This is a genomic window from Aureimonas sp. N4, from assembly GCF_001463925.1.
Classification (GTDB): Bacteria; Pseudomonadota; Alphaproteobacteria; order Rhizobiales; family Rhizobiaceae; genus Aureimonas; species Aureimonas ureilytica_A.
This window is the reverse complement of sequence record NZ_BBWS01000051.1, coordinates 130,956-145,208: the sequence shown is the minus strand read 5'-3', so window position 1 is coordinate 145,208 and position 14,253 is coordinate 130,956. Positions and strand designations below refer to the sequence as shown.

16 protein-coding genes and 1 pseudogene are annotated in these 14,253 nt (G+C 63.6%); 11 read left to right on the top strand and 6 right to left on the bottom strand.

Annotation, left to right across the window (positions count from 1 at the left end):
• Window positions 1–152 precede the first annotated feature (152 nt).
• Window positions 153–998 carry a LysR family transcriptional regulator gene (locus AUL28_RS17465; RefSeq protein WP_062224336.1) on the bottom strand — a complete coding sequence of 282 codons (846 nt, stop codon included), beginning with the start codon at window positions 996–998 and terminating at the stop codon, window positions 153–155.
• Between the two features lie 102 nt (window positions 999–1,100).
• Here AUL28_RS17465 and AUL28_RS17460 point away from each other — a divergent pair, with 102 nt between their 5' ends.
• The 3 genes from AUL28_RS17460 to AUL28_RS17450 all read left to right on the top strand — a co-directional run bounded on the left by AUL28_RS17460 (window position 1,101) and on the right by AUL28_RS17450 (window position 3,626).
• The gene (locus AUL28_RS17460) at window positions 1,101–1,727 is read left to right on the top strand and encodes a LysE family translocator (protein ID WP_192843486.1); all 627 of its coding nucleotides are present in this window, start codon (window positions 1,101–1,103) and stop codon (window positions 1,725–1,727) included.
• Between the two features lie 97 nt (window positions 1,728–1,824).
• Window positions 1,825–2,748: a DMT family transporter gene (locus AUL28_RS17455; protein ID WP_062235054.1), complete on the top strand. Its 924-nt coding sequence runs from the start codon at window positions 1,825–1,827 to the stop codon at window positions 2,746–2,748.
• Window positions 2,646–3,626 carry a GNAT family N-acetyltransferase gene (locus AUL28_RS17450; protein WP_192843485.1) on the top strand — a complete coding sequence of 327 codons (981 nt, stop codon included), beginning with the start codon at window positions 2,646–2,648 and terminating at the stop codon, window positions 3,624–3,626. The genes AUL28_RS17455 and AUL28_RS17450 overlap by 103 nt, the downstream gene beginning before the upstream one ends.
• A 117-nt stretch (window positions 3,627–3,743) precedes the next feature.
• Here the strand turns inward: AUL28_RS17450 and AUL28_RS17445 are convergent, their stop codons facing one another.
• A complete protein-coding gene (locus tag AUL28_RS17445; RefSeq protein WP_062235047.1) occupies window positions 3,744–4,370 on the bottom strand; it encodes a recombinase family protein in 627 nt (208 codons plus the stop codon).
• Window positions 4,371–4,579: 209 nt separating this feature from the next.
• On the opposite strand from AUL28_RS17445, the gene AUL28_RS17440 reads away from it, so the two are divergent.
• The gene (locus AUL28_RS17440) at window positions 4,580–4,894 is read left to right on the top strand and encodes an AbrB/MazE/SpoVT family DNA-binding domain-containing protein (RefSeq protein WP_082640539.1); all 315 of its coding nucleotides are present in this window, start codon (window positions 4,580–4,582) and stop codon (window positions 4,892–4,894) included.
• A complete protein-coding gene (locus AUL28_RS17435; RefSeq protein ID WP_058601984.1) occupies window positions 4,891–5,283 on the top strand; it encodes a type II toxin-antitoxin system VapC family toxin in 393 nt (130 codons plus the stop codon). Before AUL28_RS17440 ends, AUL28_RS17435 begins: the two co-directional genes overlap by 4 nt.
• Before the next feature lie 9 nt (window positions 5,284–5,292).
• On the opposite strand, the gene AUL28_RS23560 is transcribed toward AUL28_RS17435, so the two are convergent.
• From AUL28_RS23560 to AUL28_RS23550, 3 genes are read right to left on the bottom strand one after another with little or no spacing between them, the layout of a single operon-like run.
• Window positions 5,293–5,571 carry a transposase gene (locus AUL28_RS23560; protein WP_280137288.1) on the bottom strand — a complete coding sequence of 93 codons (279 nt, stop codon included), beginning with the start codon at window positions 5,569–5,571 and terminating at the stop codon, window positions 5,293–5,295.
• Window positions 5,534–5,683, bottom strand: coding sequence for a hypothetical protein (locus tag AUL28_RS23555; protein WP_374701434.1), 150 nt, complete (start codon window positions 5,681–5,683; stop codon window positions 5,534–5,536). Before AUL28_RS23555 ends, AUL28_RS23560 begins: the two co-directional genes overlap by 38 nt.
• Entirely contained in the window at window positions 5,644–6,111 is a 468-nt protein-coding gene (locus AUL28_RS23550) for an IS5 family transposase (protein ID WP_280137287.1), read from the bottom strand. The genes AUL28_RS23555 and AUL28_RS23550 overlap by 40 nt, the downstream gene beginning before the upstream one ends.
• A 356-nt stretch (window positions 6,112–6,467) precedes the next feature.
• On the opposite strand from AUL28_RS23550, the gene AUL28_RS17425 reads away from it, so the two are divergent.
• From AUL28_RS17425 to AUL28_RS23710, 6 genes and pseudogenes are all read left to right on the top strand, one after another.
• Entirely contained in the window at window positions 6,468–7,379 is a 912-nt protein-coding gene (locus AUL28_RS17425; protein ID WP_082640541.1) for an ABC transporter permease, read from the top strand.
• Between the two features lie 83 nt (window positions 7,380–7,462).
• Complete coding sequence (locus tag AUL28_RS17420) at window positions 7,463–8,461, top strand: substrate-binding domain-containing protein (protein ID WP_058633958.1); 999 nt, start codon at window positions 7,463–7,465, stop codon at window positions 8,459–8,461.
• An 80-nt stretch (window positions 8,462–8,541) separates the two neighbouring features.
• Window positions 8,542–10,113, top strand: a complete 1,572-nt coding sequence (locus AUL28_RS17415; RefSeq protein WP_062235041.1) for a sugar ABC transporter ATP-binding protein — start codon at window positions 8,542–8,544, stop codon at window positions 10,111–10,113.
• On the top strand, window positions 10,110–11,135 hold the full coding sequence (locus AUL28_RS17410; RefSeq protein ID WP_062235038.1) for an ABC transporter permease: 1,026 nt from the start codon (window positions 10,110–10,112) through the stop codon (window positions 11,133–11,135). The genes AUL28_RS17415 and AUL28_RS17410 overlap by 4 nt, the downstream gene beginning before the upstream one ends.
• A gap of 42 nt (window positions 11,136–11,177) precedes the next feature.
• Window positions 11,178–12,137, top strand: coding sequence for a carbohydrate kinase family protein (locus AUL28_RS17405; RefSeq protein WP_058633955.1), 960 nt, complete (start codon window positions 11,178–11,180; stop codon window positions 12,135–12,137).
• A gap of 118 nt (window positions 12,138–12,255) precedes the next feature.
• A pseudogene (locus AUL28_RS23710) lies at window positions 12,256–12,636 on the top strand (IS481 family transposase); the annotation flags it as partial.
• Window positions 12,637–12,947: 311 nt separating this feature from the next.
• On the opposite strand, the gene AUL28_RS17395 reads toward AUL28_RS23710, so the two are convergent.
• Window positions 12,948–14,234, bottom strand: a complete 1,287-nt coding sequence (locus AUL28_RS17395) for a glycoside hydrolase family 28 protein (RefSeq protein WP_244493558.1) — start codon at window positions 14,232–14,234, stop codon at window positions 12,948–12,950.
• Window positions 14,235–14,253: the final 19 nt, after the last annotated feature.

Below are 14,253 nucleotides of genomic sequence, written 5' to 3'. Positions count from 1 at the left end.
GTCCGGTCTCAGGGGATCGAGAACGCAGACGTCCGCAAGCAGCCCATGCGCTATCGACCCATCAAAGTCATTCGAGCCTCAGTACAAAGCGCTCCATAGCGGACATCCACTCGCCCGTTCCCTCAAACTGTGCCGGCTTTAGCAGTAGTTGCTCACAGCCTCTCCCGAGCGAGCTCGACGAGCCAATCGCACACGGCCTGCACGAGCTGCGTCATTCCAAGTTCCGGATGACGAAGCAGCCAGACCTCGCGATGCAGCACCGCAGGCCCCTGCTGCACGATGGTCGGCAACGCCGTCGCCATGAGTTCGGGCAACACGGCACGCCCCAATCCCGATGCCACGGCTTGGGCTATGGCGACCGGATCGTTGACGCGCAGAGCTGGGGCCGTACCGCTCAATTCTCTTTCGACCCATTGCGCTTCCGGCGCTTGCGAAAAGCGATGCGGATAAGCGATCCACCGCTGTGGCATCGGCTGGTCGGCCGGTCCGAACAGTCCGTAGGCCATCCGTCCGATCTTGCGCGCGAGCACGGTATCGTTCGCCTCCAGGCGCGGTCCGAGGCGCACGGCGATGTCGGCCTCCCAACGCTCGACGCGGACGTTGGCCGGCTCGACATCAAGTTCGATCGACAGACCAGGGTGGCGTTGCGCGAGGCTAGGAAGGCTTGGTGCCAAGACGTATCGAGCCAGCGTTGGCGGTGCGCTGATGCGCACCGTGCCCTCCGGGGCAACCCGCAGCCTATGCGCATCCATTCGGAAGCCGAGTTCGGCCTCTTCCATCCGTTCCGCGTACGCGAGCAAATGCCTCGCCTGTTCCGTAACTTCGAGCCGTCCCCGGGCTCGCACGAACAGGGACACGTTCAAGGCGGCCTCCAGCGACTTCAGGCGTCTGCCGACGGTGGTAGCGTCCACCTTCTCTTCGCGCGCCAGATCGTTGACGGAGCAGGCACGGCTGGCCGCTAGCAGGAAGCGCAGATCATCCCAGTCGATCGGTCCCATCGCCCTTACCTGCATCCTTGCAGCGAAAGCCTGCGCAATACGGCATCCATGCCGCCGCCGTCGAGCGATATAGGTGATGTCTTTTCTATGAGAGGACATCCCTTGGAGCATTCAGGAACCCTGCTGGCCCTGGCGAACTTCGCCTTCGTCACCTCAATCACGCCGGGGCCGAACAACTTCATGGTCATGGCGTCCGGCGCCGCTTTCGGCTGGTGGGGGACGCTGCGGCACATGTTGGGAATAGCGCTTGGCTTCTCCCTCATGATGGGAGCCGTCGTTCTCGGCTTCGGTGCGGTCCTAGAACGGTTTACCCACGTCCTCGTAACATTGCGGGTCGGGGGCGCGATCTGGCTCATGTGGCTTGCATGGCAACTCGCCGGGGCAGCACTCAAGCCAGCCTCCGTTCCGTCGACCTCGGAACCGGAACCGGAAGCGGCACGTCCCCTCACGCTCTTCGAAGCTGCCATGTTCCAATGGGTTAACCCGAAAGCCTGGACGATGGCGGTCGCGGCGAGCGCTGCCTATTCCGGCGTGTCCGCGGACCTGGTGACGCGCGCGCTCGTCATGATCGTGATCTTTGCCGTCGCGGCCATGCTCTGCAACAGCGCTTGGGTGCTGGCGGGAAAGGCTCTTCAGCGTCTGATGACGGGCGGCGACAGCGCGCGCATCGTGAACCTCGTCATGGCGGCCCTCGTCGTGGTGAGTGCAGTGCTGATCGTGATGGGTTAGCTCCGATGCCTCCCGCCACCCCAGTGCGTCGCCCAACGAAGCCGGAGACGGGCCTCGCGCGTGCCGACGAGCAAAAGGCGACGCATAGAAGGTTCGCATGACGGGCAAACCTGTGCTTACGCGCCATGTCGCAGCCGGCTGCTGGGTTCTGATGGGTGCCTTCGCGTTCTCCGTGATGAACGCTCTGGCCAAGCAGATCGCTATAACCCGCGGCGTGGGTATTCCCGCACTGGAGATCACCTTCGCCCGCTACGCTATCGCCGCGTTGCTCGTGCTTCCGATCATGGTCGTGCAGCCGACCCGCCTGCGTGTGGAGGCACCGGCTCGCTACGTCTGGCGGACGATCGCGGGCTTTGGCGGCATCGCCCTCATGTTCGAAGCGGTTCGCAGCATCCCGCTGGCGTCCGCAACGGCCATCGGATTCACGAGCCCGATTTTTGCGATGGTCTTTGCGACAGTCGCGCTCGAAGAGCGGATCGTACGTCGCCGGTGGCTGGCGGCGCTCACAGGCCTTTGCGGAGCCCTCGTCATCGCGACGCCGGACTTCTCGATGGTCAGCTTCGGGGCGGTGCTGGCGCTCGCCGCTGCGGCCTTCATGGGCGCCGAGGTCGTGGCGGTGAAGTGGCTGAGCCGGACACGGGACGGAAAGGTGACGATCCTCTTCTTCAGCAATCTGGCGGGTGCTTTGCTGGCAGGCGCCCTGGGGGCTCCGTCCATGGTGTGGCCGACGTCAAACGTGGCTTGGCTCCTATTAGGGGTCGGCGCGGTCGCCCTCATCGGTCAGGCCTGCATAATCCAGGCGGCTCGGTTGGCCGAGGCCAGTTTCCTCGCCCCATTCTTCTACGTGTCGCTGATCTATGCAGCAGTGATTGGCTATGCCGCCTTTGGCGAGTCACCGTCCAAGCAGTCGAGCTTCGGGTGTGCAATCATCGTAATCAGCGCCGCTATAATGCTGGCGTCGCGATCGAAACCAACATCGACAGTTGGTCTGATGGCCAGGTCGGAGTCGCCCGACCGGTAAACATTTTTCAGTTGGAAAAAGCAAAGCCGACACGCCCGAAAGCGGACCACCCGCTTTCGACCCAACACTGCCTTGGCCTGATCCTTTGCGATCTCCAAGAAGCGGTCCTAGACTGCAGATCGTTTTGGTTTTTGAGCGTTCAAATGTCCCTAGTTTGGCAGGTCGAAGAGGTCGCTCTGAACGTCCGTCCCTCACCCGTGGAGACTTATCAGGACGGCTGGTTGATCCGGGCCTCCGGCGGCACGGTGCGACGGACGAACTGCATCAGTCCAACGCCCTATCGGTCGGACGATTTCACATCTGTACTCGCCGCTGGCGAGGCCCTGTATCATCGGCTCGGGCGACCGACGATCATCAAAATCCTGTCGATCGGCGACGATGTCGACGAGATGCTCGCTGATCGCGGCTATACAATTGATGCTCCCAGTCAGGTTCTTTTGGCCCCCGACATCGCGAGTCGGTCTCGATCCAAAGCAGTGGCAGTCGAGACGGGAGCCGTGCCTGCGGATTGGATCGAGGCTTGGATGGCGTTCGGTGGCTCGCCCCCGGCTGGCAGCTTTCTGAGTGCGTCCTTGTCAGCCATAACCTTGCCTGCCGCTTATGCATCGTATCGGCAGAAGGGCGAGATCGTTGCCTTGGCGTACGGCATCATCCATCGCGGCATTCTCGGTATCGACGCCGTCGCGACAAGACCTGATGCGCGGGGACGAGGGCTGGCGGGGCAGGTTGTGTCGAGCCTTCAGAATTGGGCGCATCAGAACAAGGCGACGTCCGCCTGTTTGTCGGTCCTGGCCGACAACCCGGCCGCACATGCCCTCTACCGTCGAACAGGATTTGTCCGCCATCTCTACGACTACCACTATCGCCTAAGGGATTAAGCCATGCGTCGAACGGCAGCTAAGTAGCCCTGACAGCCGAAAGCTGCCTGACCGGTTTCCACCCAACACAGTCGCTATGCGGGCGCCTCTACCCCTGGTCGAGGAGGCACTACACCGCTATGCATGAGCAGCGGATGTTTCGACGCCGAGATCGGGTTCGACCCGTCCTCTCACCTCGTCCCGCGCTCGTTGGATGGTTTGCCGGCTGACGCCATAGTCGCGTGAGAGCTTCGACACCGAAGCCCCCTCCCCCAACTTCTCACGGACCACTTGCTTCTGCGCGTCCGTCAAACTGCGCGGACGGCCCAGCACCTTGCCCTGTTCCTTCGCCCGGATCAGGCCCGCATGGGTGCGCTCGATCAGGAGGTCGCGCTCGAACTCGGCGACCGCGTTGATGACGCTCATCGTCATGCGGCCCGTCGAGCTGGTGAGGTCCACACCGCCCAGCGCCAGGCAGTGAACCTTCACGCCCATCTCGGCCAGCGTCTCGACCGTGGTTCGCACATCCATCGCGTTGCGGCCAAGACGGTCCATCTTGGTGACGACCAGAACGTCCCCCTCCTCCATCCGATCGAGGAGACGCGTGAAGCCCTCGCGCTCCTTGGTGGCGACCGAACCGGACACGGTTTCCGAGACGACGCGGCGGGCATGGACGTCGAAGCCGGCGACTTTGATCTCGCCGATCTGGTTTTCGGTGGTCTGCCCGTGGGTGGACACGCGGACATAGGCAAAAGTTCGGGACATCGAACCTCGAAAACGACCTTATATGTCGCGATCTTATAGAACATGTCCGATACGTCGGATAGCTGGTTTCTGATCAGGCTCTGCGGAGCCTGTCCTTAAACGATCATTTTTGAACATAAATCGACGGCGTATTCTACCATATTTTATGTTTCTTACCCTTTGCAGCCCAACCGTGCAATGGATAAAGTTAATCCCGTTATGGATCTAGGATGAGGTTTTCCGAAATGGACCATAGACACGTTGTTCCTGTTGCCGCAAACGGTCGCATGAACCTTCCATCTGCCATACGTGCGCGCTTGGAGTTGGAAGGAGGAGGAAAACTCGTCTTCATCGAAAAGGAGAATGGCGAGGTTGAGGTCACCACTCTGAGGCGTTCCCTGAGGCGTGCTCAGGAACTCGTTCGCCAGTACATTCCAAATGGGGATGGGGTCGTAGACGAGTTCATAGCTGAGCGCCGCGCCGAAGCCGCTAAAGAGTTCGAGGATGGTCAGGTGGCCAGCCAGCCGGAGCCCGAAAGCAAGTGAGTGCATCCGTTCTAGACACATCCGCCGTTCTTGCCTTTCTTCTGCAAGAGCCAGGTGGTGATGAGGTTGCAACGCTGCTCGAAGGTCGAGCCATCATTTCTGCGGTCAACGTGCAGGAACTTTTGGTCAAACTTCTCGCGAAAGGCATGACCTCGCGGCACGCCAGATTAACGATCCAATCCCTCAATCTCGAATGCCATCCTCATTCCATGGAAGACGCCGAGGCCTCGGCCGAGTTAACCGAACATACCAGGGTAAAGGGATTGAGTTTGGGGGATCGGAGTTGTCTGGCCTTGGCTGGCAAGCTCGGTTTGCCAGCGGTCACGGCCGATCGCGTATGGTCGGAATTGGCCGGGACCGTTGCGGTGTCGGTTCGCGTTATTCGCTAGGTAGGGGATTCACCCAAGCCATTGAGTGACCGTGGCGATCAGGGCGATGGCGGCGAGATAGTTGATGGCGGGGCGGTCGTAGCGGGTTGCGATGCGCTTCCAGTTCTTGAGCCTGCCGAACATGCGCTCGATGATGTTGCGACGGCGATAGGCCTTGCGGTTTAGCGGGTAGACGATATGGCGGGCGGCCCGCCCCGGAATGACCGGCTCGATCTGATGCTCGCTGAGCCAAGTCCGAAGCTTATCGGCATCATAGGCTTTGTCTGCAATCAGACGCTTCGTCTGCAATCAGACGCTTCGTCGGTCTTATAGCTTCCAAGAGCGGAAGAGCCATGGTGATGTCGGCGATGTTGCCGGGCGTTAGGGCAAGGGCGACGATCCGGCCACAAGCATCAGCCAGACAATGGATTTTTGTCGTTCGGCCGCCGCGCGAGATGCCGACCGCTTGGCTGAACTCCCCGTTCTCCGGGCAAGACATCCACTGGATGTCTTGCTGATCCTGCGAACTCCGCCGGATGCGGAGCGGTGTGCTTTGACATGGGTGCTGTCGAGGCAGAGTTCATCAGGGACAGCGCCTGCGGCTGCGACCTTGGCGAAGATCCGCTGCCAGACGCCACGCCGTGCCCATCGAGTGTAACGGTTGTAGATTGTCTTGGCCGGTCCGTACTCAGGCGGCACATCCCGCCAGCGACCGCCGGTCTTCAGGATATGGAGGATGCTTGAGATAACCCGCCGGTCATCAACCCGCGGCTTACCAAGTTGGTTCTTGGGCAGGTGCGGCTCCAACTTCGCCCACGCCTCGTCCGACAGCCAGAACAGATCGCGCATGATCGTCTCCATCCGAAGGACCCAATACCGGATGGAATCCACCAATCATGGCAATACGTTGGGTGAGTTCCCTACCTAGACGAACATAAGTTCGGTTCGAGAGCGTCGAAACGCTCGACGCTTACTGGTTTCCAGCTTGACGGAAGCCATGCCTATCCTGCTATCAGGATGAATTGACATTAGACATTTTTTTGTGACAGATGTCAAAAATTGGAACGTGAGGGAGACCGATCCGCCAAGCGGATGGGTCACGTTCCGAGATAAGATCGTACGGGAGGTGCGATTTGCTTCGCAGTTTTGATCGCCAAGGCGTTTTTCTCGGCTTGCTCAACGTCGTCCTCTTGACGGCGGGCGCGATGCTGGCCGGCGCTAATTTCATCGATAGCTACAATCTTCAATCGATGGCCGCGCAGGTCCCCGAACTCGGCCTCCTCGCCTTCGGCGTGATGCTGGCCATGACTTCGGGCAACGGCGGCATCGATCTCTCGGGCATCGCGCTGGCCAACCTGTCGGGCATTGGCGCTTTGATGCTGGCCAAGCTCTTCGTGTCCCCCGATAGCGCGCCCGAACTCTTCTCTTGGAGCTTTGCCGGGATTGCACTTCTCATCGGCCTTGTCGGGGGGCTGGCGAACGGACTGGTGATCGCCCATGGCCGCCTGACACCGCTGATCGCAACGCTCGGCACGCAGCTCCTGTTCACCGGCATCGCGGTGTTCCTGACCAACGGCTCCGCCTTGAGCCTCGGCTATATCCCGCCGCTCGACGACTTCGGCAACTCGCCGGTGCTGGGCATGCCGATCTGCTTCGCGCTGTTCCTCGTGGTCGCGGCGATCATCGGCTTCGTCCTGCGCTTCACGCCCTTCGGCGTGCGCCTGATGCTGCTCGGCAGCAACCCCAAGGCCGCGCGCTACGGCGGCATCGCCGAGCGTCGGATGATCGTTCTGACCTATACGGCGAGCGGCCTCCTGTCCTCGATTGCCGGCATCGTCATCGCCGCCCGCAACGCCTCTGTGAAGTGGGATTACGGCGGCTCCTACGTTCTGATCGCGATCCTGATCGCGGTGATGGGCGGGGTGAAGCCGGAGGGCGGCTACGGCAAGGTCGGCTGCGTGCTTCTGGCGGCGACCGCCCTGCAGATCCTGTCCAGCCTCTTCAACTTCATGGACATCTCGAATTTCTTTCGGGATCTCGCCTGGGGACTTCTGCTCCTCGCTCTTCTGGCCTTCGCCAGGTTCGACTTCGGCTATTGGCTCCGGCCGAGCCGCTGACACGTCGGAACAGCGCGCCATCCCTGCCGGGAGACGAGGCAGGAAAGGCGCGCCCGCACTTCATATCCAATGGGAGGATCCATATGACCACTCTATCCAAGCTCGCCGCCTGCACGGCGCTCGGCCTGACCCTCTGCGCCGGCGCGGCCACGGCCCAGGACAAGCCGACGATCGTCACCGTCGTGAAGGTGACGGGCGAGAACTGGTTCACCCGCATGAACCAGGGTGTCGACGCCTACGGCGCCGAGCATACGAACGTCGCGACAAGCCAGGTCGGCCCGGCCAAGGCGGACGCCGCCCAGCAAGGCCGCATCATCGAGGATCTGGTTGCCAAGAACGTTTCGGCCATCGCCGTGGTGCCGATGGACCCGGCGGCGCTGGAAGGCGTGCTGCGCCGCGCCGGGCAGCGTGGCATCAAGGTCATCACCCACGAGGGCGATAGCCTGGTGAACACCGCCGTCGATATCGAGGCCTTCGACAACGCGGCTTTCGGCCGACGCATCAACGAGAAGCTGGCGGCCTGCATGGGCCAGTCCGGCAAGTGGACGAGCTTCGTCGGCTCGCTCGGCAGCCTGACGCACAATCAATGGGTGGATGCAGGCGCCGAGAACGCCAAGAAGTACCCGGGCATGGAACTGGTCGCCGCCAAGAACGAGTCCTTCAACGACGCCAACAAGGCCTATGAGAAGGCCAAGGAGATTCTGCGCCGCTATCCCGACATCAAGGGCTTCCAGGGCTCGTCGGCGATCGACGTCATCGGCATCGGCCGCGCGGTGGAAGAGGCAGGCCTGCAGGACAAGACCTGCGTCTACGGCCTCGGCCTGCCCAAGGACACCGGCCCCTATCTCGAAACCGGCGCGGTGGACGAGATCTTCTTCTGGGATCCGAAGGATGCCGGCTACGTCATGAACGTCGTCGCCAACATGGTGCTCGACGGCAAGGAAGTCACCGACGGCATGGATCTGGGCGTTCCCGGCTATAACAAGGTGTCGGTGAAGAAGGGCCCCGGCAAGGGCGTCATCGTTCAGGGCGAGGCCTGGGTCGATGTCGATAAGGCCTCCTACAAGAACTACCCGTTCTAAGCCCCGGCGCGAACGCATCTTTCGACCGCTCCGGGGTCTCGGCGGCCCCGGAGCAGCCCCGTCTCCATCAGGATGTCATCATGTCCGTCGTCTCCGCGCCGCGACCGGCCGACGCCGCCCCTCCGCTTCTGGAAATCCGGGGCGTGCGCAAATCCTTCGGTGGCGTCCACGCGCTGAAGGCGGTGGACCTCGTGATCGAGGCAGGCCGCGTCTACCATCTGATGGGCGAGAACGGCTGTGGCAAGTCAACGCTGATCAAGATCATCTCGGGCGCGCAGGCCGCCGACGAGGGCCAGATCCTCGTGGATGGCACACCGACCGGCGAGCGGGCGGGCGACATCGGCCCGATCGGCGCGCTGCGCGCCGGGATCGAGACCGTCTACCAGGACCTCTCCCTCCTTCCCAATCTCTCCGTCGCCGAGAACGTCGCCTTTACCGGGCAGCTCGTCGCCGCCGATGGCCATCTCGCCCGCCGGCTCGACATGGGGGCGCTGCGCGAGACGGCGCGGGCCGCGCTTGCCAAGGTGCAGCTGCCGACGGACCGCGACTTCCTGTCCCGGCGCACCGACACACTGCCGCTCGCCACCCGCCAACTCGTCGCCATCGCGCGGGCGGTGGCCGCCGACGCGCGGCTCGTCATCATGGACGAGCCGACGACCTCGCTGACGCGCCAGGAGGTGGACAACCTCCTGCGCGTCGTCGAGCGGCTGCGCGCGGGCGGCGTCGCGGTTCTTTTCGTCACGCACAAGCTCGAGGAGTGCAAGGCGATCGGCGGGCGCGCCATCATCATGCGCGACGGGCGCAAGGTGGCCGAGCTCGATGTCGCCGAGCATTCCAAGGCCGAGTTCATGCACTGGATGACAGGCCGCGAGATCAGCGAGGCGCGCTATCGCACCGAGCCCAAACTCGGCGACACGCTCTTGGAGGTCGAAGCCCTGGGGGGCGACGCCTTCCGCGACGTGTCCTTCTCGCTCCGGCGCGGCGAGATCCTGGGCTTTACGGGCCTTGCCGATTCCGGGCGCAACGAACTCGCCCTCGCGCTGGCCGGCGTCCGGCCCGCGCGCAGCGGGCGTATCCGTCTTGATGGTGAAGCGGTGGAGCTGCGCACGCCCGCGGGGGCCATCGAGGCCGGCATCGGCTACGTGCCGGAGGACCGGCTGACCGAGGGGCTCTTTCTCGAGAAGTCGATCGAGGAGAACATCACCCTGCCAGTGCTGGACCGCCTACGCGGCGCGCTCGGCATCATCAGCGGGCGGCTCGCGCGAAAGCTCGCCGAGACGACGGTGGCCGACCTCCAGGTCGCCACGCCCAACGTCGTCCTTCCCGTCCAGTCGCTATCGGGCGGCAACCAGCAGCGCGTCCTGATCGGCCGATGGCTGACCATCGAGCCGCGCCTCCTGATCCTGCACGGGCCGACCGTCGGCGTCGATGTCGGCTCCAAGGACACGATCTTCCGCATCATCCAGCGGCTCGCCGACGGCGGCATGGCCGTCATCATCATCAGCGACGACCTGCCTGAACTCCTTCAGAACTGTGACCGGATCGCGGTCATGCGCCAGGGCCGGGTCGTGGCCGAGCGGCCCGTCGAGGACTGGAGCGAGGACACGATCTACCGCTCGCTCGCATCCGCTGGAGAAGGACTCGACGCATGACCGAGATCGCATCGGCCCCGCCGGCACGGGGCGACGCCTGGCATTCCCGCGTCTTCGACCGCATGGTCCGCCGGCCCGAGCTTTTCACGCTTCTGCTCGTCATCCTCACCTCGGTCGCGGTGACGATCGCCAACCCGGACTTCCTCCAGGTCAACAACCTCTTCGACGTCCTGCGCGCTTCCGTGGTGCGCGGCCTCTTTGCGATGGGCGTTCTGGTCGTGCTCGCGGCGGGCGGCATCGACGTGTCCTTCACCGCGATCGCCGCGCTGATGATGTACGCGCTGACGATGCTGGCGACGAACCACGCGCCCGACATGCCGCTCGTGGTTTTTTTCCTCCTGGCGGGAGGTGGCGGCGCGCTGCTCGGCGCGGTCAACGGCGTCCTGGTCCACACGCTGAAGGCGCCCTCGCTGATCGTGACGATCGGCACCCAGTACATTATCCGCAGCTTCCTCCTGACCTTCGTCGGGACGGCGCTGTTCATGAACATTCCGACGGCCATGGACGTCTTCGGCCGGGCCTCGCTCTACACGCACACCGCGCCGGGCGGCGGCATCTCCATCCTGCCGGCGAGCGTCCTCGTCCTCTTCGTTGCCGCTCTCGTCACGTGGTTCGTCTTGGAGCGCACGCTGATGGGCCGCGCGGTCTTCGCGGTTGGAGGCAATCCGGGGATCGCCGAGCGCCTGGGCATCAGCCTCTTCCGGGTGCGCGTCTTCGTCTTCGCCTATGCTGGGCTTCTGGCGGGGATTGCGGGCGTCGTCCACGTCGCCTCCAACCGGCTCGCCAACCCGTTCGATCTCGCCGGCATGGAGATCGACGTGATCGCCGCCGTGGTGCTGGGCGGCGCGCGCATCACCGGCGGCTCGGGTAGCGTCATCGGCACGCTGCTCGGCGTCTTCCTCATCACGCTCGTCAGCAATGTCCTGATCTTCGTCGGCATCCCGAGCACGCTACAGCTCGCCATCGTCGGCGGCTTCATCCTCCTTGCCGGCACGATCTTCGCGTTCAGCCAGCGCGACTGACGCACGGTCCTCTCCTTCCTTCCCGTTCCCAAAGGCGCTTCCATGTCGCACGACGTCTCCGTGATCGGTCTCTACATCCTCGACGTCCTCGGCCGCCCGGTGGACGCCATTCCGCCCGGCGGGCAGGTCGCCTTCATCGACGAGATCCGCCTGACCGTCGCGGGAACGGCGGGCGGCACGGTGATCGATCTCGCCAAGCTCGGCCTGAACTGCCTTGCGGTGGGTGCGGTCGGCGACGACGAGAAGGCCGACTTCGTGCTCGCCACGCTCCGGCGCTTCGGCGTCGACACGAGCCAGATGCAGCAGCTTCAGGGCGTGCCGACCTCCGCGACGATCCTCAACATCCGCCGCGACGGCAGCCGCCCGGCCCTCCACGCGCGCGGTGCCTCGGACCATTTCGAGGTGGCCGACGCCGCGCTCGACGCCGTGCTCGCGCCAGCGATCATCCATCTCGGCGGCACCGGGCTCCTCGCCAAGCTCGACGGCGCGCCGAGCGCGCGGCTTCTGGCCGAGGCCAAGCGGCGCGGCCGCACCGTGACCTTCGATCTTCTGGGCGCCGGTCCGCAGACCCTATCGCTGATCGAGCCACTCCTGCCCCATATCGACTATTTTATGCCCTCCATTGAGGAAGCGCGCGACATTTCGGGGGCTGCCGACGTGCCATCGGCCGCCGGCTTCTTTCTTGGGCGCGGCGTCAAGCATTGCGTCTTCACGCTCGGCGGCGACGGCGCCTGCTTCGTCGCGGCCTCCGGCGAGACCGTTCACCAGCCCGCCTATGCGATCGATGTCGTGGACACGACAGGCTGCGGCGACGCATTCGACGCCGGCTTCATCACCGCGCTCCACCACCGTATGGATGTCTCCACGGCGCTCGCCTTTGCCCAAGCTTCAGCCGCGCTGGTGGCGACGGGCCTCGGTTCCGACGCCGGCATCCGCTCGTTCGATGAGACGCTTGCCTTCATGAACGAGGCCCCGCGCCGGGCCCACGCCCCATCGGCATGAGAAAGACAAGCCTTTCATCAGGAGAAACATCGTTGCTGGCCCACTCCGCAGCTCGGTTGGGTGTTTGATCCCTCGGTTTGATGGTCCGATCCATTTCGTTGGAATGAAAGGAGGCACTATGGGGCAGGTCCATCATGGGTGCGCCACGACCATGCACGCCGTCCGAGCAGCATCCGAGCGATCACAAGCTTCGCTCGCGACGCTGAGCCGTGAGTTGGGGATCAGCCCGAAGTGGTCGCGAAGTGGCGGAAGCGGGCAACCGTTCAGGATCTGAAGGCCTCATTCGACGACACTGACCGAGGGGAAGGAGGCAATGGTCGTGGCGTTCCGACGCCACACGTTGCTGCTGCTCGACGACAGCCTTTACGCCCTGCAACCGTCGCTCCCGCATCTGATGCGCTCCGCGCTGCATCGGTGCCTGCAACGGCGTGGCATCTCGCGCCTGCCGGACATCGGGAGGGACAGGCCAAACCGGCGGCGCTTCAAGCGCTATCCGATCCCTTGCAAGGCAGACGATGCGCAGCATCGCTGAGAGGGAGCTTCTTCCACATCGATATTGCCGAGGTGCAGAACCGATCCATCAGAGGCCGGGACTGAACACATAGGACTCTTGAGCCGATCATGCCCCTCGCACGACAGCCAAGCGCAACAGATCGAGCCGCCTCGCTGATTCCGATCCCCTCAGGGAAGGGCCCGACCGAGTTGATCATAGAGAGAGGCATGACAGCCAAGGGATCACCCATCAGCCAAGGCGAGACATCCGCTCAGGAGCGCTTGACCTCGACACCGCGAATGGAGAAGCCGGTCTGATCAATGCGCTTTGGTATGATCCGTTGGAAACGGCACCCAAGACGCGTCGCAGTTTCGGCTTGGCCCGCGAGCGGGGGATAGATCATAGCCTGCGGGGATCGGTGACACCCCACCGGGGCCTGCCGACAATTGCGCGTTGTCGATATTCCATGTCGCATCGGACGCGAAGTGCACGCCATTCAGCGTCACATGCAGCGGATGAGCGCCGTCATAGCCGCGCAGGATCAACGCCCCATCCGTGCCGCTCACATCGTGCAACAGGATGTCGCGATAGACCGGGATATGTTGACCTCCAACACCGGGATCGTAGCGCGTATCGAAGTCGATCGGCTTCCGGTTCCCGCGCAAGCACACGCCATCGTAGCGCACGCGGGTGACCAATCCGCCCCGGCTGGCGTCGCTCTTGATCCTCAACCCCGACGTCGTGCCGTCCAGCGTCACATCGCGGACGAGGATGTCGCTGACGCCTTCGTTGACCTCACTCCCGATCGACAGGCCGTGTCCCCAGTAGAAATGATCGTTCAGGATCGAGACGAAGCGGGTCGTGCCCTTGCCGGCCTTGATCGCGATATTGTCGTCTCCCGTGCGAATGAAGCTATGGGCGATAGTGACATCCTGCGACGCGCCGGGATCGATCCCGTCGGTGTTGCGTGCGTCGGCAGGGGTGTCGATCCTGACATCCCAGAAGGTCGCGCCCTCGACCTTGTTGAGCGCGACATGGAAATTGGCGGCGTTGCGTAACGTTACCCTGTAGAAGGTTACATTGCGGGCCTGCTCCAGTTCGATCAGGCGAGGATTGTTCTGATGGCCCCCTTCGTTCTGCGCTCGGCGGGCGAGCTGCCACCAGGTTTCGCGATGGCCGGCCATGACCGCGCCGCCCCGGCCATCGATCGTGCCGTCTCCCACGATGCCGCCGCCCTGCGTATGGGAGAAGGACAGAAACGGCGCGCAGCCATCCCCCTTGGTGGCGATGGTGCCGCAGGTGCCCTGTCCCCGGTCATAGGCCAGTGGGTCCGTCGTCGCTGCCAGCACGACACCGCTATCGATCCAGAGCGTGACGCCCGATGCCATGTGCAGGGGCCGGCTGACGAACCGTCCGTCGCTTGCTGCGGCAACGAGGCGGACGGCCGCACCCGGCTCGCAACGATCGATAGCCGCTTGTATCCGCCCTGTGTCATCCGCATCGCCTTTGGACGCCAGGGTCGCGCAGACTTGCGTCGGCAGCGACGGCTCGCGCACGTCGCGGCGATCCTGCGCCTGAACGTTCCAGGCGAAAAGGGTGGCCACGATCAACAGACCTCCGCGC

What these genes read in the sequence shown, in the direction of transcription:
- AUL28_RS17445 (WP_062235047.1), bottom strand. Translation starts at nt 4,370, where the DNA reads ATGTCCCGAACTTTTGCCTATGTCCGCGTGTCCACCCACGGGCAGACC.
- AUL28_RS17425 (WP_082640541.1), top strand. Translation starts at nt 6,468, where the DNA reads ATGCTGGCCGGCGCTAATTTCATCGATAGCTACAATCTTCAATCGATG.
- AUL28_RS17410 (WP_062235038.1), top strand. Translation starts at nt 10,110, where the DNA reads ATGACCGAGATCGCATCGGCCCCGCCGGCACGGGGCGACGCCTGGCAT.
- AUL28_RS17420 (WP_058633958.1), top strand. Translation starts at nt 7,463, where the DNA reads ATGACCACTCTATCCAAGCTCGCCGCCTGCACGGCGCTCGGCCTGACC.
- AUL28_RS17455 (WP_062235054.1), top strand. Translation starts at nt 1,825, where the DNA reads ATGACGGGCAAACCTGTGCTTACGCGCCATGTCGCAGCCGGCTGCTGG.
- AUL28_RS23550 (WP_280137287.1), bottom strand. Translation starts at nt 6,111, where the DNA reads ATGCGCGATCTGTTCTGGCTGTCGGACGAGGCGTGGGCGAAGTTGGAG.
- AUL28_RS17440 (WP_082640539.1), top strand. Translation starts at nt 4,580, where the DNA reads ATGAGGTTTTCCGAAATGGACCATAGACACGTTGTTCCTGTTGCCGCA.
- AUL28_RS17405 (WP_058633955.1), top strand. Translation starts at nt 11,178, where the DNA reads ATGTCGCACGACGTCTCCGTGATCGGTCTCTACATCCTCGACGTCCTC.
- AUL28_RS17415 (WP_062235041.1), top strand. Translation starts at nt 8,542, where the DNA reads ATGTCCGTCGTCTCCGCGCCGCGACCGGCCGACGCCGCCCCTCCGCTT.
- AUL28_RS17465 (WP_062224336.1), bottom strand. Translation starts at nt 998, where the DNA reads ATGGGACCGATCGACTGGGATGATCTGCGCTTCCTGCTAGCGGCCAGC.